This is a genomic window from Pelagirhabdus alkalitolerans, from assembly GCF_900096905.1.
Taxonomy (GTDB): Bacteria; Bacillota; Bacilli; order Bacillales; family Amphibacillaceae; genus Pelagirhabdus; species Pelagirhabdus alkalitolerans.
Genome location: NZ_FMYI01000001.1, coordinates 123,652 through 147,578 on the forward strand (window position 1 = coordinate 123,652; position 23,927 = coordinate 147,578).

General features: G+C 38.8%; 22 protein-coding genes. 9 read left to right on the top strand and 13 right to left on the bottom strand.

What is annotated here, in order from left to right; translation table 11 throughout:
• Positions 1-11: 11 nt before the first annotated feature.
• The 8 genes from BLR62_RS00530 to BLR62_RS00565 all read right to left on the bottom strand — a co-directional run bounded on the left by BLR62_RS00530 (position 12) and on the right by BLR62_RS00565 (position 7,512).
• On the bottom strand, positions 12-866 hold the full coding sequence (locus tag BLR62_RS00530; protein ID WP_090791733.1) for a class II fructose-bisphosphate aldolase: 855 nt from the start codon (positions 864-866) through the stop codon (positions 12-14).
• Between the two features lie 216 nt (positions 867-1,082).
• Positions 1,083-1,457, bottom strand: coding sequence for a response regulator (locus BLR62_RS00535; RefSeq protein ID WP_090791735.1), 375 nt, complete (start codon positions 1,455-1,457; stop codon positions 1,083-1,085).
• 121 nt (positions 1,458-1,578) lie between these two features.
• The gene (locus tag BLR62_RS00540) at positions 1,579-3,174 is read right to left on the bottom strand and encodes a CTP synthase (protein WP_090791738.1); all 1,596 of its coding nucleotides are present in this window, start codon (positions 3,172-3,174) and stop codon (positions 1,579-1,581) included.
• A 175-nt stretch (positions 3,175-3,349) separates the two neighbouring features.
• A complete protein-coding gene (rpoE, locus tag BLR62_RS00545; protein ID WP_090791740.1) occupies positions 3,350-3,892 on the bottom strand; it encodes a DNA-directed RNA polymerase subunit delta in 543 nt (180 codons plus the stop codon).
• A gap of 129 nt (positions 3,893-4,021) precedes the next feature.
• The gene (locus tag BLR62_RS00550; RefSeq protein WP_090791743.1) at positions 4,022-4,609 is read right to left on the bottom strand and encodes a P-loop nucleotide/nucleoside kinase family protein; all 588 of its coding nucleotides are present in this window, start codon (positions 4,607-4,609) and stop codon (positions 4,022-4,024) included.
• A gap of 135 nt (positions 4,610-4,744) precedes the next feature.
• The gene (locus BLR62_RS00555; RefSeq protein ID WP_090791745.1) at positions 4,745-5,221 is read right to left on the bottom strand and encodes a GNAT family N-acetyltransferase; all 477 of its coding nucleotides are present in this window, start codon (positions 5,219-5,221) and stop codon (positions 4,745-4,747) included.
• A 189-nt stretch (positions 5,222-5,410) separates the two neighbouring features.
• Positions 5,411-7,081, bottom strand: coding sequence for an arginine--tRNA ligase (gene argS, locus BLR62_RS00560; RefSeq protein WP_090791748.1), 1,671 nt, complete (start codon positions 7,079-7,081; stop codon positions 5,411-5,413).
• Positions 7,078-7,512: a YwiB family protein gene (locus BLR62_RS00565; RefSeq protein WP_090791751.1), complete on the bottom strand. Its 435-nt coding sequence runs from the start codon at positions 7,510-7,512 to the stop codon at positions 7,078-7,080. Before BLR62_RS00565 ends, argS begins: the two co-directional genes overlap by 4 nt.
• 156 nt (positions 7,513-7,668) lie before the next feature.
• Between BLR62_RS00565 and BLR62_RS00570 the strand changes: the two genes are divergently transcribed.
• The gene (locus BLR62_RS00570; protein WP_090791755.1) at positions 7,669-9,525 is read left to right on the top strand and encodes a transglycosylase domain-containing protein; all 1,857 of its coding nucleotides are present in this window, start codon (positions 7,669-7,671) and stop codon (positions 9,523-9,525) included.
• Here the strand turns inward: BLR62_RS00570 and BLR62_RS00575 are convergent.
• Positions 9,518-10,024 carry a YwhD family protein gene (locus tag BLR62_RS00575; RefSeq protein ID WP_245719362.1) on the bottom strand — a complete coding sequence of 169 codons (507 nt, stop codon included), beginning with the start codon at positions 10,022-10,024 and terminating at the stop codon, positions 9,518-9,520. The two genes, BLR62_RS00570 and BLR62_RS00575, sit on opposite strands and share 8 nt — an antisense overlap.
• A gap of 92 nt (positions 10,025-10,116) precedes the next feature.
• Here BLR62_RS00575 and BLR62_RS00580 point away from each other — a divergent pair, with 92 nt between their 5' ends.
• Positions 10,117-10,302 (top strand): 2-hydroxymuconate tautomerase, encoded by a 186-nt coding sequence (locus BLR62_RS00580; RefSeq protein WP_090791758.1) that lies wholly within the window; start codon positions 10,117-10,119, stop codon positions 10,300-10,302.
• Positions 10,303-10,368: 66 nt separating this feature from the next.
• Here BLR62_RS00580 and BLR62_RS00585 read toward each other — a convergent pair whose 3' ends face one another.
• Positions 10,369-11,673: an HD domain-containing protein gene (locus BLR62_RS00585; RefSeq protein ID WP_090791760.1), complete on the bottom strand. Its 1,305-nt coding sequence runs from the start codon at positions 11,671-11,673 to the stop codon at positions 10,369-10,371.
• 99 nt (positions 11,674-11,772) lie between these two features.
• Here BLR62_RS00585 and BLR62_RS00590 point away from each other — a divergent pair, with 99 nt between their 5' ends.
• The gene (locus tag BLR62_RS00590) at positions 11,773-12,612 is read left to right on the top strand and encodes a lipoate--protein ligase family protein (protein ID WP_090791763.1); all 840 of its coding nucleotides are present in this window, start codon (positions 11,773-11,775) and stop codon (positions 12,610-12,612) included.
• A gap of 151 nt (positions 12,613-12,763) precedes the next feature.
• On the opposite strand, the gene pta is transcribed toward BLR62_RS00590, so the two are convergent.
• Positions 12,764-13,738, bottom strand: a complete 975-nt coding sequence (gene pta, locus BLR62_RS00595) for a phosphate acetyltransferase (RefSeq protein ID WP_090791766.1) — start codon at positions 13,736-13,738, stop codon at positions 12,764-12,766.
• 212 nt (positions 13,739-13,950) lie between these two features.
• On the opposite strand from pta, the gene BLR62_RS00600 reads away from it, so the two are divergent.
• Positions 13,951-14,370, top strand: coding sequence for a cell wall hydrolase (locus BLR62_RS00600; protein ID WP_090791769.1), 420 nt, complete (start codon positions 13,951-13,953; stop codon positions 14,368-14,370).
• A gap of 23 nt (positions 14,371-14,393) precedes the next feature.
• Positions 14,394-14,858, top strand: coding sequence for a spore coat protein GerQ (gerQ, locus tag BLR62_RS00605; RefSeq protein WP_176759172.1), 465 nt, complete (start codon positions 14,394-14,396; stop codon positions 14,856-14,858).
• 33 nt (positions 14,859-14,891) lie between these two features.
• Here gerQ and BLR62_RS00610 read toward each other — a convergent pair whose 3' ends face one another.
• On the bottom strand, positions 14,892-15,182 hold the full coding sequence (locus tag BLR62_RS00610; protein ID WP_090791772.1) for a DUF5327 family protein: 291 nt from the start codon (positions 15,180-15,182) through the stop codon (positions 14,892-14,894).
• Positions 15,183-15,269: 87 nt separating this feature from the next.
• Between BLR62_RS00610 and BLR62_RS00615 the strand changes: the two genes are divergently transcribed.
• Positions 15,270-16,127, top strand: coding sequence for a fructosamine kinase family protein (locus BLR62_RS00615; protein ID WP_090791774.1), 858 nt, complete (start codon positions 15,270-15,272; stop codon positions 16,125-16,127).
• 18 nt (positions 16,128-16,145) lie between these two features.
• Here the strand turns inward: BLR62_RS00615 and BLR62_RS00620 are convergent, their stop codons facing one another.
• A complete protein-coding gene (locus tag BLR62_RS00620) occupies positions 16,146-17,150 on the bottom strand; it encodes an acyltransferase family protein (RefSeq protein WP_090791778.1) in 1,005 nt (334 codons plus the stop codon).
• Positions 17,151-17,369: 219 nt separating this feature from the next.
• Here BLR62_RS00620 and BLR62_RS00625 point away from each other — a divergent pair, with 219 nt between their 5' ends.
• From BLR62_RS00625 to recQ, 3 genes are all read left to right on the top strand, one after another.
• Positions 17,370-20,429 (top strand): efflux RND transporter permease subunit, encoded by a 3,060-nt coding sequence (locus BLR62_RS00625; protein WP_090791781.1) that lies wholly within the window; start codon positions 17,370-17,372, stop codon positions 20,427-20,429.
• Between the two features lie 121 nt (positions 20,430-20,550).
• Positions 20,551-21,633 carry an AI-2E family transporter gene (locus BLR62_RS00630; RefSeq protein ID WP_090791784.1) on the top strand — a complete coding sequence of 361 codons (1,083 nt, stop codon included), beginning with the start codon at positions 20,551-20,553 and terminating at the stop codon, positions 21,631-21,633.
• An 87-nt stretch (positions 21,634-21,720) separates the two neighbouring features.
• Positions 21,721-23,799, top strand: coding sequence for a DNA helicase RecQ (gene recQ, locus BLR62_RS00635; RefSeq protein ID WP_090791787.1), 2,079 nt, complete (start codon positions 21,721-21,723; stop codon positions 23,797-23,799).
• Positions 23,800-23,927 lie beyond the last annotated feature (128 nt).

The window sequence follows — 23,927 nt, forward strand, 5'->3', positions numbered from 1 at the left end:
TGATTCATCTATTATGCTTTGTTTGAAGAACCGAATTCACGCATTTTACCAATAACAGTTTCTTTAATTGCGTCGCGAGAAGGTCCCAAATATTTACGTGGGTCAATCATATCAGGATTTGCATCTAATACTTCACGCACAACTTTTGCTTGCTGAATTTGGTTTTCAGTGTTCACGTTAATCTTAGATGTTCCGTAAGAAATAGCTTTTTGAATATCAGCAGTTGGGATACCTGTACCACCGTGAAGAACAAGTGGAACACCTGCAACTGTATTGATCTCTTCCATTTCTTTGAAACCTAGGTTAGGCTCACCTTGGTAAGGACCGTGTACTGAACCTAATGCTGGTGCTAATGTATCGATACCTGTACGCTCAACAAGTTCTTTACACTCAGCAGTGTCAGCATACATAATGCTGCCTGATACGTCATCTTCTTGTCCACCAACTGTTCCAAGTTCAGCTTCTACTGATACACCGTGTAGGTGAGCAAGCTCTACAACTTTAGATGTAGTCGCAACATTCTCTTCAAATGGATCGTGTGAAGCGTCAATCATAACGGATGTGAAACCAGCATGGATTGCTTTTGCACATTGTTCGAAGCTTGAACCGTGGTCTAAGTGGATCGCAATAGGAACTGTTGTCCCTTGTGCTTCCATTACAGCTTCAACCATCGCTACAACTACGTTGTAACCACCCATGTAACGAGCTGCACCTTCAGATACACCAAGAATGGCTGGAGATTTTTCTTCTTCAGCTGCTTGAAGAATCGCTTGTACGTACTCCAAGTTGTTGAGGTTAAACTGACCTACAGCATAAGCATTTTTGTTAGCTGTGTTGAGCATTTCTGTCATTGATACTAATGGCATGAATTGTTCCTCCTTAAGATATAAGAAATAAAATAGTAAGAGAGCTCAAAAAAATTTGAACACGCTTAGATAGCCAGTCAAAAACTTTGTTGATTGGATACCTTATTAGCATACCAATTTACGCCCGAAGGTGCAACATAACTTGACAATTGAAAGCGTTTACTTCATAAAAATTCGAATAAAATTCAAAAATAATGTTCTTTTTCTTGAATAAGTTTATAACAATGGCGATGTTTGAAGTGCTTTTTTAATTTTTGCTTTTGCGTCATTAATATCGAATGGTTTATTAAAATAATCTTTAACCGTTATGTACGGAGCCGACTTTTCTTTCACCTCATCAACGAGTCCTGACATTAAAATGATTGGAATTCTATAGCCTAACTGTTCTAATTCTTTCGTTACCTTAATGCCATTCATTTCTGGCAATCGATAATCCATAATTATAAGATCTGGTTGTTCGGTTTGGACAGATTGAATCACCTCAGATCCTTTTTGACATGATGCCACATTAAAGCCCTCTTGTTTAAGAATAATTTCTAATAGTGACCGAATACCACGTTGGTCGTCCACCACTAACACTTTTTGACGCATACTTACAACCTCCCTTATCCATGTAAAATATAGTAAAGTATTCGAGAAAAAGGGTCATAATTCCTGCATATACAAAATATGATGAATGCCCTATTTAGACATTCATCATATTTTGTTTCTGTTATTCAACGACTGAGCTAATGAATCCCGAGAATAATTGTTGTGGGCGTGTCGGACGCGATTTGAATTCTGGATGGAATTGTGACGCGACAAACCACGGATGATCGGTTAACTCAATCGTTTCAATTAACTTGCCATCAGGAGATGTGCCTGAGAACATAAATCCTTCTGCTTCCATTGGTTCTCTGTATTCATTATTAAATTCATAACGGTGGCGGTGACGTTCATAAACTAAATCTTCGTCATTGTAGGCTGCTTTTGTCTTCGTACCATCTTTTAATCGACAAGGATATAATCCTAGACGCAATGTTCCACCCATATCTTCTATATCTTTTTGTTCTGGGAGTAAATCAATCACAGGGTGTTCTGTACTTGGATCAATCTCAGCTGAATGGGCATCTTTTAACCCTAATACGTTACGTGCAAACTCAACGGTTGCAAGCTGCATCCCTAAACAAATACCGAGGAATGGCACTTTTTCTTCACGTGCATAACGAATGGCTTCTATTTTACCTTCAATGCCTCGATCACCAAAGCCACCGGGTACTAAAATCCCATCTACATCAGCAACGTGCTGTGCGATATTCTCACGCGTTACCTCTTCTGCATTAATCCATTTCACTTCAACATCAACATCGTGAGGATAGCCTGCATGCTTGAGTGATTCGACAACAGAAATATAAGCATCCGGTAATTCGACGTACTTACCAACCAATCCAATGGTCTTTTTCTTAGATAGATTTTGAACGGTTTCAGCTAGTTCACGCCAATTCGCCATATCAGGTTCACTTGTTTTTAAGTTAAAGTGATCGCACACAATTTGATCAAGGTGCTGTTTTTGTAATGAAAGTGGAATGTGATAAAGCGTCGCTGCATCTGTTGATTCAATGACATTTTCGGTATTAACATCACAAAATGTCGCGATTTTTTCCTTCATTTCTTTACTTACCGTCATTTCTGAACGCAAAATAATCACATCGGGTTGAATACCTAATGAACGTAATTCTTTTACACTATGTTGTGTTGGTTTTGTTTTCAATTCACCAGCCGCTTTAATATATGGCACGAGAGTCGTGTGTAGATACATCACATTTTCTCTGCCAATATCACTTTTAATTTGGCGAATCGCTTCTAAAAACGGAAGGGATTCAATATCACCGACTGTTCCGCCAATTTCTGTGATGACCACGTCTGCCCCTGTTTGTTCAGCTGCTTGGAATACCTTGTTTTTAATTTCATTTGTAATGTGTGGAATAACTTGTACAGTCCCACCTAAGTAATCACCACGACGCTCTTTTTGAATAACGGTTGAATAAATTTTCCCTGTTGTAATATTCGAGTATTTTGATAAGTTAATATCAATAAAGCGTTCATAGTGCCCTAAATCTAGATCCGTTTCGGCACCATCATCTGTGACAAATACCTCACCATGTTGATACGGACTCATCGTACCTGGGTCTACATTAATATACGGGTCAAATTTTTGAATCGTTACACTCAATCCTCTGTTTTTCAACAATCGACCTAAAGAGGCAGCTGCGATCCCTTTACCAATCGATGATACAACCCCGCCTGTTACGAAAATATACTTTGCCACATTCACTCGCTCCTTTTTTGTTTTGTTAAGATGTACGGTTGACGCATTTTCTTTTGTGAGTTGATCTAAAAAATATAAAAACGTCCCCCTATATAAAATAGGGGGACGTATGAATGTTGTTTTATAGAGCCCAAATAAAATATTACCCATTGGGACTTAAAAAGTCAAGCGCCTTTTATTTCTTTTCTTCTTCGTCGTCTTCCTCTTCATCTTCTTCATCAAATGAATCATCAAAGACATCATCAAGTTCATCTTCTTCAATGTCTTCTTCGTCACCTAAATCAATTGCGGCATCTTCTTCATCGTTCTTAAAGTCAGCCTCAAGTGCTTCAAGTGGCACTTCTGTTAAATCTTCCTCTTCTTCAGCAGCAACTGGTTCTTCTTTTTTCTTTTTCTTTTTCTTAGGAGCTGCTTTTTTCTTCTTTTTCTTCTTAGGTTCAGCTGTAATTTCTTCATCAATCTGTTCAACTGGGTACCACGTTTTAAGTCCCCACTGTCCTTTTCCTAATGTAAGGAAACGACCATCTAAGTTTAAATCCGTATAGAATTGCGCGAAGAAATCCGCTTTCTGTTCTTCCGTATATTCTTTCAATTCAGCAATACGATCATAAATATCTTTATAATTCATCGCTTTTTTCTCTTCTTCTAAAACATATACAGCTAGTTCAATCATCGATTTTTCGATTCGTTCGTCACGGTCTAATTTAGCTAAGCTCACCGTTAAAGCACTCCCTTTATTTGATTATTGCCCCCTAAAATTAGGTGGTCTCATTTAACGTGTCTATTCCGATTACTAGTACATTATAGGAGTATGCTCTTCAAAATGCAATATTTTCAACAAATACACTTATTGTCGGATAAAATCTTTTAATTTTGTCACTTTTTGATCCGTCAATTCACCACTGTTATCAAATTGATAAATGTTCGATTCCGGGATGTCCCAATTAATTTCAGGGACGAAATTTACGCGTGTTTCGTAACTGTCCCAGTTCTCTAGTTTCCATGTATCCCGAACCGTGCCACGCTCTTCAATACGCTTTCGTTGTTTTTCAATATCTTCTAAGGTGACAACGACGACTTTTACGTCTACTTCGTCTTTAGTTTTCTTAGCTTCTGTTAGCACGTCTTCTATATACGCTTTATTTTTTAATTCAGCCGTAAATGGTGAAATCATAAAAACGTTTTGACCGACACGTAAATTTTCGATGCAAATGTCTTTTGTCGTATCGTACTCAAGATCTCTTAAATTCTTCTTATAAAACTCCGAGTCACGATCGTCTTTATCATGACCGTTATCGATTAAAAATTGTTCAACGAAACGTCCGCCAACCGTATCACGGTCTAAAAATGCACAAGGTATATCTTCTGCTACCTTTTCAGCGACGGTTGTTTTACCTGTTCCTGCTACCCCTACGAAATAAACTAATTTTTGCATGCTACCACACCTTTTTCCATAGTTTCTTTTTATGATAACGCATGCATTTTAAATTGCAATTGTTTTTTAAAATCATTAGACTTAATAACATCTTTATTCAATTATTGTTTTTCGATAATTATAGAATAAGTTAAATTATAACAATAAACTCATAACAAATTGTTCACCAATAGGTCCATTTATCCGCCTCCCTGTATCCTCATAACCCATTTTTGAATACAACTTATGAGCAGAAGTATTTTTGTGGTTAACAGCCAATACAATCTCATTACAGTTTACAAATTCTGATTTAATAAAATCACCCAATAAAGAAATCGCCTGTTTAGCATACCCTTGTCCTTGCTGTGCTTGATTAACTGATAATGAAGTTAACAGCATGGCATTGGGATTGTCTGAATACTCCTTCACTCGTTTCGTTGAATGTAATAAAAAGAATCCTACAGGCTCATTTTCTTTTAATATGACTATTCTAAATTGCCCTTCTGTCACCTCGACATATTTGCTTGGTAAGGTAGTGAATTTTGCTTGTTCTTCAGGAAGCTGAAATGATGCCAAATCATCAAAATATTCATTCGAAAAGTGCTCTAACGTTACTTGATTAACTCTTTTCATTTGATCATCTTCTCCTTTGAATTTTTTACGTCGATAAATTAAAACATTTTACATACATTCATCATTTTTTATGGGGTAATCTTATAGATATTCATTGAATCGTTTAATTTCACATTATTAGTAACCCTCGTGTTGTTACCATCTCGACAAATTAATATACTCAAACAAAAAACCGAGCTAAGCTCGGTTTTACATTTTCTCTGGTGCGTGAACACCAATTAAGTTAAGGGCATTGTTGAGTGTGATTTTCACAGCTTCCATTAATGCTAAACGTGATTTTGTCTTTTCTACGTTATCAGAATCAAGCACTTTCTCTTGATTGTAGTAGCTGTGTAGTTTCGCTGCTAAGTCAAACACGTATTGTGTCATGCGGTGAGGTGTTCTGTTTTCTGCCGCTTCTTGAATGACTTGTGGGAAATCACCTAAGTGCTTGAGTAGCTCGATCGCCTTTTCTGTCATCAGATGATCTGATAGATGATTCAAATCCACTTCATATCCTTTTTCTTCTGCTTGTTTTAACAGCGTACAAATCCGTGCGTGTGCATATTGGACATAGAAGACGGGATTATCGTTCGATTCTGAGCGCGCTAAATCCATATCAAAATCTAAGTGCGCATCACTTGAGCGCATCACAAAGAAATAACGCATCGCATCAATGCCGACTTCTTCCATCAGTTCTCTTAACGTGACGGCCTTACCTGTTCGCTTACTCATTTTGACCTTCTCACCATTCTCAAACAAGTTGACCATTTGAATAATTTGCACATCTAATGTGTCTTTTGAATGGCCAAGCGCTTGAATCGCTGCTTTCATTCGAGGGATATAGCCATGATGGTCAGCACCCCAAATGTTGATCAATTGGTTAAAGCCACGATCAAGTTTATTTTTATGATACGCAATATCTGGTGTTAAATAGGTGTATGATCCGTCATTTTTGATTAAAACACGGTCTTTATCATCACCAAAGTCTGTTGTCTTAAACCACGTTGCGCCTTCCGATTCATACGTATACCCTTTTTCGTTTAAAAGCTCAAGTGCTGGTTTGATTTTTCCGTCTTCATAAAGCGACGTTTCAGAAAACCAATGATCAAAATTAACTCTAAATGCCGCTAAATCTTTAGCTAGTTTATCAAGTTCTAATCGTAATCCTTCTTCTCTAAAGAAAGCAAGTTGCTCCTCTTCAGGTTGGTCAACTAAAGATTCTTGATGGTCTTTTGCTATTTGGTTACCGATGTTTATAATATCTTTTCCGTGATAACCGTCTTCAGGCATCGGGTAGTCTTTTCCTAATGCTTGCATGTAACGCGCGCGCACAGACAAGGCCAAATTGTTAATTTGATTACCGGCATCGTTAATGTAGTATTCACGTTCAACATCAAAACCACTTGCATCTAGTAAGTTACAAACAGAGTCACCAACAGCCGCACCACGTGCATGGCCAAGGTGCAAATCGCCCGTTGGATTCGCAGAAACAAACTCCACTTGAACCCGCTCACCAAGGCCGACATTCGTCCGTCCGTATTGATCACCTTCAGTTAAAATCATTGGGATCAAGCGCGTTAAATATTGATTATCGATGAAAAAGTTAATAAAACCAGGTCCTGCAATGTCAACCTTCTTGATCGATGCTTCGACATGGTTGAGTTCAGCGACAAGTGCTTCTGCAATCTGTCTTGGTGGTTTTTTCGCTACTTTTGTCAGTTGCATCGCAATATTGGTCGCATAGTCACCGTGCGATTTTTCTTTCGGTTTTTCTAAAATGACTTCAGGCATCTCCGTTTCTGTTGCAAGTCCTGCTTGGATTACGGCTGATTTAATTTCTTCTTTTAACCGATCTTGCATGTCTTGTACAATCGTCATTTTGATTCCTCCTCTATTTGTAAACGTAATTGGTGGGTTCTTGTTTGCTCTTGATTAATCGTTGCATCATAATCCAATTGCAAATAGCCCCTCCCCTTTTCATCTAATGGTTCAAAGTGGATCTTGTCCGTCTTCGTTTCAACGTGCATCGTTCCATACGCATGGCGATAAACATTTTCTGTGTTTTTTTTCATATCAAAGTGTTGCGTCATCTTAACAGAACCGCTTCGTTTGATCGTGACTTGGTCATCTTTAACGGTAATCATCGTTTTAACAACACCATCGTCACTTTCTTCATTAAAAAACAGAACGGTTCGCTCACTTGATGCGATCCAGTCTCCACTTGCTTCAACCTTTATAACTTCTTGATCCTCGCCGTCATCAATGCGTGTTTCGAGCATGATTGATACTGGCCATTTATTTTGTTGCATACGATCATCCTTACTTCATCTCAGTATGTTCAAGTATAGAAATGATTCAGACTAAACTCAAGTGAAAATTTTATTTTTATGGAAACTATTTTTAGATAAACGATTAGTTTTATTCTAATGTTGCCATACTGTTTCTAAAAAATGAGGTGTTCACCGATGAAACGATTGAGTCTACTTTTTGGTTTTGTCATGCTTATTTCATCGATTCTTTTTATTATTAACCTCGCACCACCAAAGGTCGAACATGATGCTGTTACGATCTATGATATCAATCATAACGTATTGACAGACGTCTATCCAGATGGCTATAGACAAACAGTTCCACTTGAGAAAATCCACCCGACATTAGTCGATGCTGTCTATTTAATAGAAGATCAACATTTTTACACCCATCACGGGTTTGATTTCGGGCGGATCGCTCGTGCCTTTTTAACCAACTTAAAAGCTCGTGAGTTGAAAGAAGGCGCGAGCACGATCACACAACAACTTGCCCGTCACCTCTATTTAAGTCATGACAGAACATGGGGAAGAAAATTGCAAGAAGCCCTGCACGCTTACCGGATCGAACGTCACTTTGAAAAAGAGGACATACTCGAAGGTTATTTGAACACAATTTATTACGGACATGGCATTTACGGTGTTGAGGCGGCGAGTCAGTTCTATTTCGGAAAAACAACAACAGAGCTTAACTTAGCCGAAATCGCTATGCTCGTCATGATCCCGAAAAGACCAAACAGTTATTCACCCATCCACAACCTACCCTTAGCCAAGCAAGAACAAGCACGGGTGTTAACACGACTCACAGACCACGGGCTGATCAACGAACAAGATGCATACTTAGCTAAGCGTGAAGCGATCACTGTTTATGGTGAGCACCCTGAAGACGATTCGATCGGTTATGTAAAAAATGCTGTGATGCGTGAAGTTAAAACCGTTTTAAACAAACCATTAAAAAAAGGTGCGATTCATACTACAATCGATTTAACAGAACAACGTGCATTAAAAGAGGCAGCTTTTTCACATCGTGGCAATTTAGAGGTTGGAGCAATTATGGCGCATCCATCAACAGGTGCTATCTCAGCACTTATTGGAGGGTCGTCCTATCACACAACACCCTTTAACCGCGCTTATGATGCCTATCGAATGACCGGGTCTGCCTTTAAACCGTTCGTTTACTATACAGCTCTTGAACACGGCTATCACCCAGCTTCTAGACTCAAAATCGCACCGACCGTTTTTCAAACGATTGATGGTGGAGATTATGCGCCCCGTAATCATCATGATCAGTATCCACTTGATTTTGTCACAATGCAGCAAGCACTTGCCGTCAGTGATAATATTTACCCTGTAAAGTTAAGTGAGCATTTACCTGAAGATTCCGTTTCAAATACAGCGCGTTCTGTTGGCGTAACGACATCTTTAGAAGAAGGCCCCACCTTAGCTCTAGGGACATCAGCGCTTTCCGTTCTTGATTTAACAACAGCCTATAGTCATTTTGCAAACGGTGGTCACCATGTCGAGCTTTACACGATACAGAATGTAACCAGTGCAGATGGGGATTTACTGTATACACGACCCGATTTTGATCGTGCTCAAGTGTTGGATCCTATCAATACGTTTATTATGAACCAAATGATGACAGGGATGTTTGATGAGAATTTATCTGATTATTTACCCGTGACAGGTGCAGGAATTCAAGATACGCTCACGCATCATTATGCTGGAAAAAGTGGATCGACCACATACGACCGGTGGATGGTTGGCTATAGTCCGAACCGCATTCTATCTGTTTGGTGCGGAGATGATGATCATAAACCGATCGAGTCCGACCAAGTCGCTCAATTGATTTGGCGGGACGCAATTGAATCTGTTCACACATCTAGACCGCACCAAGCATTCGAAGCACCTCCTGAGGTTAAAGCTGTCTATATTGATTTAAAAACCGGACAGATTGCAAAAAAAGATGCAGACACTGCCCGGCTCATGTATTTTCATCGTGACCATTTTAGGTAAATAATGTTTTTAACTCTGCTTCGCTATTGTTAAACATGTCTTCGTTGTGTGATTTCAAAAAATCACCTAACAACGTTTTTGATGTCTCATCTAAATGGTCAACACGCATCTTGCCTTTCATCGACTTTTCCATATCCGTCACATGCTCAGGCATGGATTTAAAAGCACGTTTATTAGGGCGGTCGATCAGTAAGCGACTTGCGCAGACACCATGATAATAGGGGCCATTTTCATTCGCTTCAACGGTCACCCAAGCAATCCAATACGTCAGGCCATTCGGCACCTCGTCTTCGTCTTTTATAAATTTAACGCGACGTTCGATTTCACTTCTTGCATGCATCGCACCCATATCGACAAAGGCGCGTTTCTCATTAGGATCAATGATGACAGGTGATATATTTTCTAAACTAATCGATCCTACACCATAACCACCGTGACCATCCGTCGCATCGTCTTTCATAATCGTAAACTGTTGTGATTTATTTTGTTCATTCATCATTTATTCAACTCCTTAACAGACATATTGTAGCATAGGTCAAGCTTTACTTTCACTTATCGGCATTATACACTGTCAAAAAAGGAGGAATCAAGATGCCCTACGTAACAGTAAAAATGCTTGAAGGTCGTACTGACGAACAAAAGAAAGAACTTGTCGACAGAGTCACTGAAGCTGTCGTTGATACAACAGGCGCCAGTCGCGAGAAGGTCGTTGTTTTCTTAGAAGATATGAAAAAATCAGAGTACGCTGTTGGTGGCACGCGTTTAAGCGACCAATAGGTGCACCAATGAAAGACCATCTACCCTTCCCTGTTTTAATGACAGAAAAGATAGATGGTCTTTAGTTTAGATGTTAGGCTTCATACCTAATAATTGTTTAATGCGTGTTTTCTGGTCATCATTAGGCAATTGTTTGATAATATCTGCAGGGAAGTACAATTTATGGTCAGTTCGTTTTTTCCCTGAGATCGATTCAACAATTTCAGAAGCGCCGGACAACTCTTGTAAGGACTGATCAGACTTGAGTAAGTAGATCGGCACACGCATACTTTCTTCTCCAGGACGGTAAAAGTCATAGGGCAAGTCAGTTGATGAATCGACGATTAAGTAATAGTCAGTGTTTATGCCTACCGCTTCAAATAACGCCTTTAATTCTTCAAAAGCATTTGGATCTTCTTCTGAGTCAAAATCAACATACTTGAATAATCGACGGTTCGTAAAACGAGCACACAAATCAGACAAAATTGGATCATCTTCGTCTATCCACATTTGGAAATAATACATCACAATCGTTTCATCTAAATTAATGTAGTCATTAAGTGAGACATCTTCTTTAAAGAAGGACAAGAAATGAGTCGGCTCTTGTTTAAATTGATACCCTTCGTGATTCAATTGTTTCGCCCGATGTAAAATGCGTGACAAAATAACTTCTGCACTTCGGCTAACGGGGTGAAAATAGACTTGCCAGTACATTTGGTAACGACTCATAATATAGTCTTCAACCGCATGCATGCCGGATGCTTTTACAACGACTTGTTCATTTAGCGGGCGCATCACCCTCAAAATGCGTTCCATATCAAAATGACCATAGGTGACACCGGTAAAGTATGCGTCACGCTGTAAGTAATCCATTCGATCAGCATCAATTTGGCTTGAAATAAGGCTCACCACTAACTTATCGTGATACGTCTGATTGATGACATCTGCGACTTGTTGAGGGAATTCATCCGATACGCGTGACAGGACAGCATTAATTTCGGTATCACCTAGAATCATTTGTTTGGTGAACTCTTCGTGATTTAAATTAAATACTTTTTCAAATGAGTGAGAGTACGGACCATGTCCTAAATCGTGCAAGAGTGCTGCTGTTAATGACAATAAACGCTCTTCATGGTTCCAATTCGGTTGATCTTTGAAATTGGTTAAAATACGCCTAACAATTTCATAGACGCCTAATGAGTGATTAAACCTGCTATGTTCAGCTCCGTGAAAGGTCAAAAAAGACGTACCGAGCTGTTTAATTCGTCTTAAGCGTTGAAACTCTCGTGTGCCTATCAGATCCCAAATAACGCGATCACGGACGTGTATGTATCTGTGAACAGGATCTTTAAACACCTTTTCTTCAAACAGGACTTCATCACGATACGCCATTCTTACTTGCCCCTTTCTCATGCACATGTTTTATGATAGATAATTCTATTCATTCATTATATAATAGTTAAGGTTAATCTGAAAGAGGAGTTGCTTACGATGACAGACACAAACAAAATCTTCAATCAACAATCAATCCGTTTTATCGATCATACATATAAGCAAAATAAACCGTGGGAATCATTTGCCATTGATGATGCATTAGCAGAAGAGATACGCTCAAATCAACAGGCAACGATTCGTATTTGGTCTCATGAGAAGACTGTTGTGCTCGGCATTGCCGATACACGTCTTCCCTATTTAGAAGAAGGGCTTAACCTCATTAAAGATGCGCAATATATCAGTGTCGTCCGTAATTCTGGCGGTCTTGCGGTTGTTAATGACGCAGGTGTTTTAAATATCTCCATTTTATTACCTGATGAGAAAGATTTGACGATTGATCAAGGGTATGAACAAATGGTTCAGTTAATCAAAGACGTATTTAAACCGTGGACAAACGAAATCGAAGCTTATGAAGTTGTCGGTTCCTACTGCCCAGGTGATTACGATTTAAGTATCCATGGTAAAAAGTTTGCTGGGATTTCTCAAAGACGCGTCAAAGGCGGTATTGCTGTTCAAATTTATTTATCAATCGAAGGCGATCAAATGACGCGTTCAGATTTAGTAAAGCGATTTTATCAAACAGCTTTAAAAAATGAACAAACCCGCTTCACCTATCCAACAATACAACCGGAAACGATGGCATCACTTGATACGTTATTAAATACATCATTAACAGTTAAAGAAGTGATCGACCGTTTAAAAGAGCTCTTGCAATCAGAAAGTGACGTAAACGAAGACGAAACATTAACAGAAAATGAGCGTGTAATTTATCAAAAGCGTCGAGAGCAAATGATTAAACGAAACGAAAAAGCACTCGGTCAATTTTTTGAGAGCTGAATTGTGAAACACACGAACGATTCGTTTCACTCCTTGCTCCAGGTCGTGTGATCAGTGGTTCGCTAGTCATGCACGCGACTTCAGCTAACTTTAGAACCACTAAAAAAGCATGATCCAAAGTGATATTCACTTAGGATCATGCTTTTTATATTTAGTCTAATGCTTGAGCTGCTGTAATGATGGCTAATTTATAAACATCATCTTCATTACAACCACGTGATAAGTCATTAACGGGGCGATTAAGTCCTTGTAAGATCGGCCCGACTGCATCAAAGTTACCTAGACGCTGAGCAATCTTATAGCCAATGTTTCCCGCTTCAAGTCCTGGGAACACAAATGTATTTGCATTTCCTTGAATGTCAGCGTTCGGTGCTTTTTTCTCCGCTACACTTGGCACAAATGCCGCATCAAATTGGAATTCACCATCAAGTGTAATATCTGGGTTCATTTCTTTAGCAATTTGAACAGCGTTCGCTACTTTTTCTGTCTCTTCTGAAGCTGCTGATCCTTTTGTTGAGAAGCTTAACATCGCAACGCGTGGATCAATATTGAATAATTTCGCCGTCTCAGCAGAAGCAAGTGCAATTTCAGCTAAATCTTGAGCGTCTGGTGAGATGTTAATCGCACAATCGGCAAATACATACTTCTCTTCTTCACGCACCATAATGAAGACACCTGACGTTTTCTTAATACCTGGCTTCGTTTTAATAATTTGTAGTGCAGGTCGAACCGTATCCGCTGTTGAGTGGGCTGCACCACTCACAAGACCGTCTGCTTTATTCATATAAACAAGCATGGTTCCGAAATAGTTCTCATCTAATAAAATCTCACGTGCTTTTTCTTCAGTTGCTTTTCCTTTTCTACGTTCAACAAAACTTTCCACCATTGCATCAAACTCATCATAATCATGTGGGTTCAATACATCGACTTGATCTAGAGACACCCCTAAATCCGCTGCTTTCTGTTCTAATTCATCTCTCTTTCCAACTAATACAGGTTGAACATATCCGTCTTTTGCCAACTCACTTGTCGCTTTTAAGATACGTTCGTCTGATCCTTCTGGAAATACAATGCGCTTAGTGTTGCCTGATAATCGATCCTTTAATGTATCAAATAAATTACTCATATCTGTACCCTCCAAATTCTATTCTGTACTATATAATACTCGTTTTTCTGTTCAATGAAAAGAGTTACACGTCATTTTTCACAAATCTTTAAGAATTTAATCCATCTTCCACACAGTTTAATCTTCCCGAATTGAACATTTAGAAACATAAATGAAAACCATCAAGCATAAATATAGCTGTAGACTGACGCTAAATGAAATGAGGTGATTAAATGGCCGTTGTTGCACACAACACGAATGATGTTCAATTATTAGCTAGGCTAATGCGAGCTGAAGCAGAAGGAGATGGCAACCTTGCCATGTTGATGGTGGGGAATGTCGGGATCAACCGGGTGATCGAGGATTGTTTAGATTTTACAGACATCCGTACCATTCGAGAAATGGTATACCAATCTCCAGGTGGATTTGAAGCGACACAAAAAGGCTATTTTTATCAACGCGCAAGGGAGCGAGAGAAAGTATTAGCGAGACGTGTCATTAATGGTGAACGATTCCATCCCGCCACGAGGTCGCTTTGGTTTTTCATGCCTGGTGGTCCTTGCCCGAGTCAATGGTTCGGTCAGTGGAACACAGGTCGCTATAAATCACATTGTTTCTATGCCCCACTTGCTGGTGAATGTCCAAGATTATAAAGACTTAAAAAGGAGTGTTTGTTATGAGTGAAAACGAAAATGAACAACGCTATCAGCCTAATCAAAATCAAATGCCACCCATGCCTCATCATCAACCGATGATGCCACATCAAATGCAACATAGTCCGATGCCTTATTATCCTCAAGCAATGCATATGCAGCAAGATCCAATGCAACAGATGCAACAAATGCAGCAAATGCAACCTATGCCCGATCACGATCAAATGTTACCGATTGAAGAATCGTATATAGAAAATATTTTGCGCCTCAACCGAGGTAAAGTTGCGACGGTTTATATGACATTTGATAGCAACGAAGAGTGGAATGCCAAAGTATTTAAAGGGATTGTTGAAGAAGCCGGACGTGATCATATTATTTTAAGTGATCCTGAAAACAATAAACATTACTTACTTCTATCCATTTACTTAGACTATATTACTTTTGATGATGAAATTGAATATGACTATCCTTTTAATAATCAATTTTAAATAGTTACAAATTAAAAACTCCTTGTCTCGACTTTAAAAATCGAGCAAGGAGTTTGGTTGTTCATACGTATGTTCAGCTTTTTCTTGATCGGCTGAACTTTTTGGGTCGTGATCACCGATCATTTTACGCAATTCTAATTCATCAATCGTCGACGTATTCACACTCGGTGACTCTTGTGGTTTAGTTGTACTTTCTTCAAGGACTAAATCACATAATGCTGAGAGCGCTCGAATATGCTCTTTTGTTGCTTGTGTATCTTTAGCTGATTTCGCTTGACTTAATGCTTCTTCCATTTTTTGAATAATGCGATCTTGATTAATCATTGAACATCCCTCCTCTTCTTATTATAACGTGATGACTTGATTCATGTATAGCAGAACGTATACTAGAAGTAAAGGAGGCAACTGACTATGGAACAAGCCATCAAACGAGCAATTGAAAAAATCGATCATCAATTATCCATTCAATCGATTAAATCCGTATCTGGAGGCGACATCAATCAAAGTTTCAAGGTGGATACTAATGCGGCTAGCTTTTTTGTTAAAGCCAATCAAAATGTAACAAGTGATTTCTTTCGTTTTGAAAAACTCGGTTTAGACCGTTTAAAAGAGACGGAAACCGTTCATATTCCAACCATCTATACGATTGAAAATGATCCGCATTTAATGGTGATGGAATGGATCGATTCAACTTCTTCGTCTCCTGAAGCTTCAAGCCAGTTAGGTCGTGAGCTTGCGCAGTTACACATGCAAAAACAATCTGCATTCGGTCTCGATCGGGACGGTTATATGGGAACACTCACGCAACCAAATCAACTTACGGACTCCTGGGTGGATTACTACCGAGATCACAGGCTCAAACATCAACTAAATGTCGGACTTAAACGTGGGACGATGACAAAAAAGAGACAAAAACAACTCACACAATTGATGGAGAATCTTGACCACTTCGTGCCTGATCTTACGCACGCATCACTTTTACACGGTGACCTTTGGGGTGGTAATTGGTTAACGAGCAAGAACCAAACGCCTTTTCTAATTGATCCTTCAATTGTTTATGGTGACCGTCACTTTGAACTTGCTTTTACAGAATTATTCGGTGGTTTTGGTAATGGCTTTTATGATGCTTATCACGATACGTTTCCAATTGCTGATTACTATGAAGATATTAAACCGCTTTATCAACTCTTTCATTTGCTCGTTCATCTGAATCTTTTTGGCGATATGTACGCAGCACCTGTCGACCGCATCCTAACAAAATACACTTAACATAAATCAAACCGAGCCTTAAGCTCGGTTTGAATTTATTTGTTCCATATGCGCTTTGATTGCTGTCGTTTTTGTTTCAATAATGGGTTGGAATGAGATGAAAATCGGCTTACTTGATAATAACAAGACAATACCTAAACTGATCGCAACGATGATCACTAAGTCAAAGAAGGTGTTAGCTTGCAGTACTTCATACTGTCTAAAGAACTGTACAAACAGACCATGGAGTAAATAAACGTAAATCGTTTGTTCACCTAAATTAGTCCAGATGAACTGTTTTCTCGGAATCCACGCATACAGGCTAAAGACCATCACAAGCATAACCATGTACTGGATGACTCGTATAATCCCACCACTTAACCCAACATCTAACGCCGCATAAGATGATGAGCCAAACAACCAACCAACAGGAATTTCAGGTAAGAGATACACAAGTACAAAAGCAAGTACAAATAATCCGAGACTTACGCGTCTTGCAATTGTTGTTTTTACTAGGAATAGTTGATCTTTTGTTAACCAATACCCGATTAAGAAGAACGGGAAAAAGACAAATGTCCGTGAAAGACTATACGTATGACCAATTGGATCCACATACCCAATTAATATACCCATTACAAACGCAAGAGGAATACCAAATCTCGCTGGTATATGTTTAAATCCAATTAATAGAATGTGCCAAGAAAACAAGCTCAGTAAAAACCATAGTGACCAGTGTGGTTCAAACATTGGCGTATCCCAACCTGCTGAAGTTGTAAAATAAAAATAGCTTGTATAGACTTTTTGAAATAATAAATAAGGAATTAATAGTTTACGACTCAACGCCCATAAATACTTCCATGAATAATGCCCTTTTGCAAAAAAACCACTCACTAAAATAATCGCAGGCATATGGAATAAATAGATCCATTCATATAATGTTCGCATAGCTGTTGAATCCACTGTTAACGGTTGTATCACATGCCCAAATACTACAAGTGTAATCACAATAAACTTTGCATTATCAAAAAAAGCTTCACGTTTCATCTCTCTCATCCTTCAGAAATTGAATTTGTTAGCTATCCTATAACACCGAGTATCTAAACTCAAACGAAAAACAGTTCTTTTCAATGAATTGTTATCTCTTTGTCATCCTTTTGTAAGAAACTTTACTAAATTAAGTTTGTTATTCACTTTTTTTGGGAAATAGATAGTTGTTATAAAAATTTATACAAAAGTTATACGAAATATAAGGGGGACCTAAACGTGGCACTACTTCTACGCTACCGTAAAATTATTTGGCTCATCGTGAGCTTATTGTTGTTAGTCGGAGTACTAACATATATTCAACTTCCAAAAAGGGATATTCCTGAAATCGAGCAAGAAATTGCGAATATATCCGTCGTCTATCCAGGGGCAAATCCTGAGATTGTTGAGAGAAATGTGACCAATCCAATTGAAGAAGCATTAAGTTCAATTGATGGGATTGAAGAGGTCAGTTCAACATCAACAACAGGCTTTGCTAATATTACCGTCATGGTAGAAGACGGGCTTAGTAACACTGAAATGGTTTATAATTCCATTCAGCAAACTGTATCCGAAGAATCTGAGCAATTTTCTAGTGATGTGAGAAGCATCAACGTGAACACAGACCTTATTCAATCAAATGTAGCCACCTATCATTTTCTAGCCGACTCAATCGATGAGCTTCTCGATAACCGTGATCATTTCGATGAAATCGAAACACAAATTAGTGAGATCAGTGGTGTAGAAGGGATTCAAATAAAAGGACTCCCCGAACAAACATTAGCCGTTAATATTGATCCAGACGCATTAAATGAAAATCAATTACAACCTAATGTTGTCATCGAACGATTAAACGAGGCCTTATCACCGATTGCCATTGGTACCGAGGTACGAGATGAGACTATTTATCAGCTCTCACTCTCAGATGCCAGTTCAATTGATGATCTTGAACAAATGATTATCGGCCAAGCGCAAGATGATGAGCCCATTCGATTAGTAGATGTAGCTTCTATTGAACTCGATCACGAACCGTCTAGTGATTTAATCGACTATGAAGGCCAAGCCGCTATCTCATTAACGATCCAAGCAGATACTGGCACAAACATTGTTGCCTTGCAGGAGTCGATTGATGAGACAGTCACACCATTATTTGATGAATTACCAGAGAGTATTAGTGTGGATCAGTACTTTACCCAAAGTACTGTTATTGATGAAGTTTACTCAAATCTCATTCAATCACTAATCATCTCACTCATTGCGGTATTTATTGTGATGCTTTTAGGCTTAACGACATCTTCAGCAATTTTAGTAGCGATCGCTATTCCATTATCGATTATATTTGGTTTAATTCCGCTACCGTTTTTCGGTGTTGATTTGAATCAAATATCAGTCATTGGGATTATTGTTGCCATTGGTATATTAGTTGATGATGCGATTGTGGTTAACGACAACATTCAAAGGCAATTCGAAAAAGGGATGGATGCCTTTGAAGGGACAAGGAAAGGTGTGAAAGAGGTTTCTGTCTCAATTGTGACGTCGACTTTATTAATCGTCTTCAGTTTCGTTCCATTAACCTTTTTATCTGGAAGTAACGGTGACTTTATTCGAGGATTACCCCTTGCACTTGTCTTTACCGTACTCGCATCAACGTTTATTGCCTTAACCTTCATCCCTGTTATACGCTATTCACAAAAGCGTCGAATGAAAAAGACACGCAAGCAACGTGCAGGATGGTTAAACGGGATTTTAAATAAGATCGCGGATATATATGCTGAGTCAATTATTCCGTTCACACTAAAAAAACCAGTGATGACGAGTATTGTAGGTGTGATCGTTTCACTAGCTTTATTAAGTTTAGCACTATTTGTTCCATTTGAATTTTTCCCATCTGCTGACAGAGAAGAAGTAACCATCTCGGTTCGTTTAGATGAAGGAACACCGATTGAACAGACACAATCCGAAATCCTTGATATAGAAGCCTTCATCCAGGACGAAGCTGACCATATCAATGAAACCGTCACTTACACGGGTGATGGATTACCAAACATTTTCAACTCTCAAATGTCACGAACTGGCGAAAATACAGGTCAAATCGTTGTTCGTGTTGATCGCGATTCATACAGTGCAACAGAATTTATTGACGATTGGGAAAATGAAATTCGTGATGCCTATAGTGACGCTGAAGTTTTCTTAACAACAATCGTATCCGGTCCTCCTGAAGGAGCTGAAGTTGAAGTTTCCGTACAGGGACCTGATTTAGAAGAGCTGTCTCGACTTGCTGATTCACTCGAATCGGACTTAGATGCTCTTGATTCTTCATCAGTCGTGATTATGAATACTGATTTATCACAGCCTGTGATTGACTATGAAATTGATGATGAACTTCTTGAATCTGAAGGGATCGACCGTGAACAGGTTACTTCACTTATGCAACTCGCTAATGTCGGAGCGCCCTTAGGTACATTTGATGATGGCGTTGATCGATTTGATTTAGAAGTACGATACGATGATGGCGATGAAGATCGTTTAAACTTAGAGGAACTAGAAGTGATTGGGTTCCCTGATGGTCAAGGTCAAATGCCTTCTATTCTTTCACTTGATGACTTAATCAGTGCAGAAGAAAGTACACAAATTGCGTCCATCCCACATATAGATGGCGATCGAGCGATTACACTTGAAGCCTACCAATCAGATGATGATGCTGATTTAGCTGGTGATGCTGAAGCTGTAATTGACCAATTTGAATCTGAGCTACCGAGCGATTATTCACTCATCACAACTGGTAGTGCGGATGCTGAGTCAGAATTCTTTTTAGAAGTTGGGACACTATTTTTAGTCGTCTTGTTCTTAATTTACATGACGCTAGTTGTTCAATTTAATTCATTAACAACGCCTCTTCTTATTACGGCAACGATTCTATTAGCTGTCGCAGGTGCCTTTATCGGACTCTTTGTATCCGGTGAACCACTTAGCTTCTTAGCAGTACTTGGAATTGTCGCCTTATCAGGGGTTGTTGTTAGAAACTCGATTCTATTAATCGAGTTTATTGAACAAAACAAAGCGATTTATGATACCCAATTAGAAGCGTTCCAAGAAGCAGGACGTGCGCGCCTTCGTCCTATTATTTTAACGACATTAACATCGATGGCCGCACTGATTCCGATCATCATTACAGGTGATGTCTTATTTAGACCGCTTGCAGTATCGATCGTATACGGCATTCTATTTGCAACAGCTTTAACATTATGGTTACTACCTGCTTTTTATTTCATCTTATTGAAAATAAGAAAATCTAAATAATGATTAGATAACCGAATAATCAGAGTAAAATCTGATCATTCGGTTTTTCTTTTGTTTTTCGTACAAATGAGGCAAATTGTGCTATGATATGGCTACATATTTTATTACAGAGGTGTTAGTCATGACAGAACAGAAACCGTTTCGTTTTTTAGCCTATGCTATTCTTGTTTTTACACTTATATTTCTACTCAACTTAACTGGCTTTATTTTTCGTCCAGTCGGCACATTGATCGCAGCGATTGCAGTCCCAATTGTTGGTGCCGGTTTGTTGTTTTATTTAACCAATCCACTTGTTAATTTACTAGAAAAATTTAAAATCAAACGTATATATGGTGTGTTAGCCGTCTTTATCATTCTTATATCGGTTGTTTATTTTAGTATTTACTTTATTATCCCACCGATCCAAGAACAATTCGCCAGACTTTCTGACAATGCACCCGCTATGGTCGATTCATTTGATGAAATTTGGCAATTATGGCAAAACCGTCAAGAATACATACCTGAGACGATTGAAGAGTCGATTGAAAATGTGATTAATAATATTGAAGACTACTTTGAGCAAATCGCGTCGTCATTATTTGGTTTCATCGGTTCGCTATTTAGTTTTGTCTTTTCGTTCTTATTAATCCCGTTTTTCCTGTTTTTCATGTTGAAGGATAGCGGTAAATTTATTCCTTTTGCAACGAGCTTTTTCTCTAAGTCAAAAGCAGATAGTTTGGAGACTTTACTTCAAAACATTAACCGTTCACTAGCTGCCTTTATTCAAGGTCAGGCATTAGTTAGCCTTTGTGTTGGTATAATGCTTTATATTGGTTACATTGCAGTCGGCTTAAATTATGCCTTAATGCTTGCGGTGTTTGGTCTATTTATGAATTTAATTCCATTTGTTGGTCCTTGGCTCTCGGCTATACCCGCCGTTATAATCGGTTTTTTCCAAGATCCATTGATTGGGCTTTGGACGGCGATTATTATGATTGTCGCCCAACAAATTGAAAGTAATTTGATCTCACCGAACGTGATGGGAAAAGTATTAAAAGTACACCCATTAACTGTGATTACACTCATTTTAGCAGCAGGTGCAATCGCTGGATTTTTAGGACTATTATTTGCCGTTCCAGCCTACGCTGTTGCCAAAACGATTGTTAGCCACTTCTATCATGTTTATACAGACCAAAAACCTGTCGGGCATAAAAACTTATTTTAATAAACTTATACCGTCTCATTATCTTTCACTTTGGAATGTGATAAACTAATGAGACGGTTATTTTTTATGCTTAGAAAGGGGCTTATGATGAACGTTTTAGATGCCCAAGACGTCTTAAAAACATATTTCGGCTATGATCAATTCAGATCAGGCCAAACAGAACTTATCGAAATGGCACTTAATCAAGAAAACGCGCTTGGCATTATGCCAACAGGCGGTGGGAAATCGATTTGTTATCAAATACCCGGCCTACTATTAGACGGAACGGCCATTATTATCTCACCTTTAATTTCATTAATGAAAGACCAAGTCGATAGTTTAGAACAAATCGGCATTCACGCAACCTATATAAACAGTACACTATCAAAAGAAGATTACATGAATCGGATGCACTTAATTCGTGAAGGTGTCTTTAATTTTGTCTACGTCGCACCTGAGAGGTTCATGAGTGAACACTTCTTATCACTTATGAAACAAATTGATGTTTCCTTTTTGGCATTTGATGAGGCACATTGTATCTCACAATGGGGACATGATTTTAGACCGAGCTACAGATCGATTATTCCTGTATTAAATGAGCTCGATCACATCCCATTTAAACTAGGATTAACCGCAACCGCCACACCTGAAGTCATTCAAGACATTCAATCCTTATTGACGATTGATCACAACCACGTGATCAATACAGGATTCAAGCGAGACAACTTGCATTTTCATTTGGTCAAAGGACAAGATAAAGACAGATTTATTCTCGATTTCATCGAAAAACATAAGCAAGAATCGGGTATTATTTATGCACCGACTCGTAAACTAGTTGATTCTGTGCACGGCTTACTTTTGCAAAAAGGGTATAAAGCAGCCCATTATCATGCAGGATTATCTGAAGACATAAGACGGCGTGAACAATCCAAATTTATTAATGATGAAAAAACAATCATGGTCGCCACCAATGCGTTTGGGATGGGGATTGATAAATCCAACGTTCGATTCGTCATTCACCACAGCTTACCGATGAACATTGAGGCCTATTACCAAGAAGCAGGTCGTGCGGGGCGAGACGGTGAACCAAGTGATTGCATCTTATTATTTTCTGGTCAAGACACTCAACTGCAGAAATTTTTAATCGAACAGTCCGGCTTAAGTGATGAGAAAAAGGTTCAAGAATATAAAAAACTTCAAGCGATGGTCAATTACTGTCATACAGAAAATTGCCTATCTGCCTACATGTTGGATTATTTTAATGATCCAAACCGATATGGTGAGTGCGGTCATTGTACGAACTGTACACATACCGATGAAAAAATCGATCGCACCCAAGATGCCCAAATGATCTTAAGTTGTGTCATGCGTATGGATCAAAAATTTGGTGCTGGTCTTACCGCTAAGGTTTTAAAAGGATCAAAAGATCAAAAAGTGAAACAATTCCGCTTTGATCACTTGTCCACATATGGTTTGATGAGAAATAAGACCGAAAAAGAAATTACACAATTCATTCACTTTTTAGTCGCTGAGGGTTATTTAACAACTGGTGACTCAAAATTCCCAACCTTACAATTGACAGCTAAAGCGGCCGCTGTACTTAAAGGTGAGCGAGCTGTTTATATGCGACAAGTCACGATTCAAGAAGCAGATGCATCAGATTATGATACAAAATTATTCGAGGCGTTGCGTACATTAAGAAAATCAATTGCACAAGATGAGAATGTACCACCTTACGTCATCTTCTCAGATGCGACCTTAAAAGATATGAGCAGGCTAAAACCCGTTACGAAATCGGATATGCTTAATATTAAAGGAGTCGGCCTTAAAAAGTTTGAACAATATGGTGAAAGCTTTTTGGAGACGATCCAGCTTGATGCTAGTGATGAAAAAAGTCACATCATTAGTTATAGACTTTATAAAAAAGGTTACTCACTCTCTTTAATTGCATCTAAACGTGCGATCAAGGAATCAACTGTCGAAGCGCATTTACTTCAAGCATATCAGGAAGGCTATCCACTTGAATGGCACGACTTTTTCGACCAAGAAGTCGAGCAGCTCGTACTTGAGGTGCTTGATGAAATTGAAGAAGTCCGCCTAAAAGCAATCAAAGATATGCTACCAGATGACGTTAGCTACGGTATGATCAAAGCTGTTCTATTAAAAAATGACCTATTTGAGGATTAATCAAATAGGTCATTTCTATATTCATCGCTCCATCAAAATGCTTCGCTTTCCACGGGCACGGCTCGAGCCCCCTCAGCCCAAAGAACGAGCCTGCGGGGTCTCAGAGACTCGTGCTTTTCCCGTAGGAG

Excerpts from the sequence above, each read along its gene's own strand:
- BLR62_RS00530 (WP_090791733.1), bottom strand. The coding sequence starts at position 866 with ATGCCATTAGTATCAATGACAGAAATGCTCAACACAGCTAACAAAAAT.
- BLR62_RS00535 (WP_090791735.1), bottom strand. The coding sequence starts at position 1,457 with ATGCGTCAAAAAGTGTTAGTGGTGGACGACCAACGTGGTATTCGGTCA.
- BLR62_RS00550 (WP_090791743.1), bottom strand. The coding sequence starts at position 4,609 with ATGCAAAAATTAGTTTATTTCGTAGGGGTAGCAGGAACAGGTAAAACA.
- BLR62_RS00555 (WP_090791745.1), bottom strand. The coding sequence starts at position 5,221 with ATGAAAAGAGTTAATCAAGTAACGTTAGAGCACTTTTCGAATGAATAT.
- argS (WP_090791748.1), bottom strand. The coding sequence starts at position 7,081 with ATGACGATTGTACAAGACATGCAAGATCGGTTAAAAGAAGAAATTAAA.
- BLR62_RS00565 (WP_090791751.1), bottom strand. The coding sequence starts at position 7,512 with ATGCAACAAAATAAATGGCCAGTATCAATCATGCTCGAAACACGCATT.
- BLR62_RS00570 (WP_090791755.1), top strand. The coding sequence starts at position 7,669 with ATGAAACGATTGAGTCTACTTTTTGGTTTTGTCATGCTTATTTCATCG.
- BLR62_RS00575 (WP_245719362.1), bottom strand. The coding sequence starts at position 10,024 with ATGATGAATGAACAAAATAAATCACAACAGTTTACGATTATGAAAGAC.
- BLR62_RS00580 (WP_090791758.1), top strand. The coding sequence starts at position 10,117 with ATGCCCTACGTAACAGTAAAAATGCTTGAAGGTCGTACTGACGAACAA.
- BLR62_RS00585 (WP_090791760.1), bottom strand. The coding sequence starts at position 11,673 with ATGGCGTATCGTGATGAAGTCCTGTTTGAAGAAAAGGTGTTTAAAGAT.
- BLR62_RS00590 (WP_090791763.1), top strand. The coding sequence starts at position 11,773 with ATGACAGACACAAACAAAATCTTCAATCAACAATCAATCCGTTTTATC.
- pta (WP_090791766.1), bottom strand. The coding sequence starts at position 13,738 with ATGAGTAATTTATTTGATACATTAAAGGATCGATTATCAGGCAACACT.
- BLR62_RS00600 (WP_090791769.1), top strand. The coding sequence starts at position 13,951 with ATGGCCGTTGTTGCACACAACACGAATGATGTTCAATTATTAGCTAGG.
- gerQ (WP_176759172.1), top strand. The coding sequence starts at position 14,394 with ATGAGTGAAAACGAAAATGAACAACGCTATCAGCCTAATCAAAATCAA.
- BLR62_RS00610 (WP_090791772.1), bottom strand. The coding sequence starts at position 15,182 with ATGATTAATCAAGATCGCATTATTCAAAAAATGGAAGAAGCATTAAGT.
- BLR62_RS00615 (WP_090791774.1), top strand. The coding sequence starts at position 15,270 with ATGGAACAAGCCATCAAACGAGCAATTGAAAAAATCGATCATCAATTA.
- BLR62_RS00620 (WP_090791778.1), bottom strand. The coding sequence starts at position 17,150 with ATGAAACGTGAAGCTTTTTTTGATAATGCAAAGTTTATTGTGATTACA.
- BLR62_RS00630 (WP_090791784.1), top strand. The coding sequence starts at position 20,551 with ATGACAGAACAGAAACCGTTTCGTTTTTTAGCCTATGCTATTCTTGTT.
- recQ (WP_090791787.1), top strand. The coding sequence starts at position 21,721 with ATGAACGTTTTAGATGCCCAAGACGTCTTAAAAACATATTTCGGCTAT.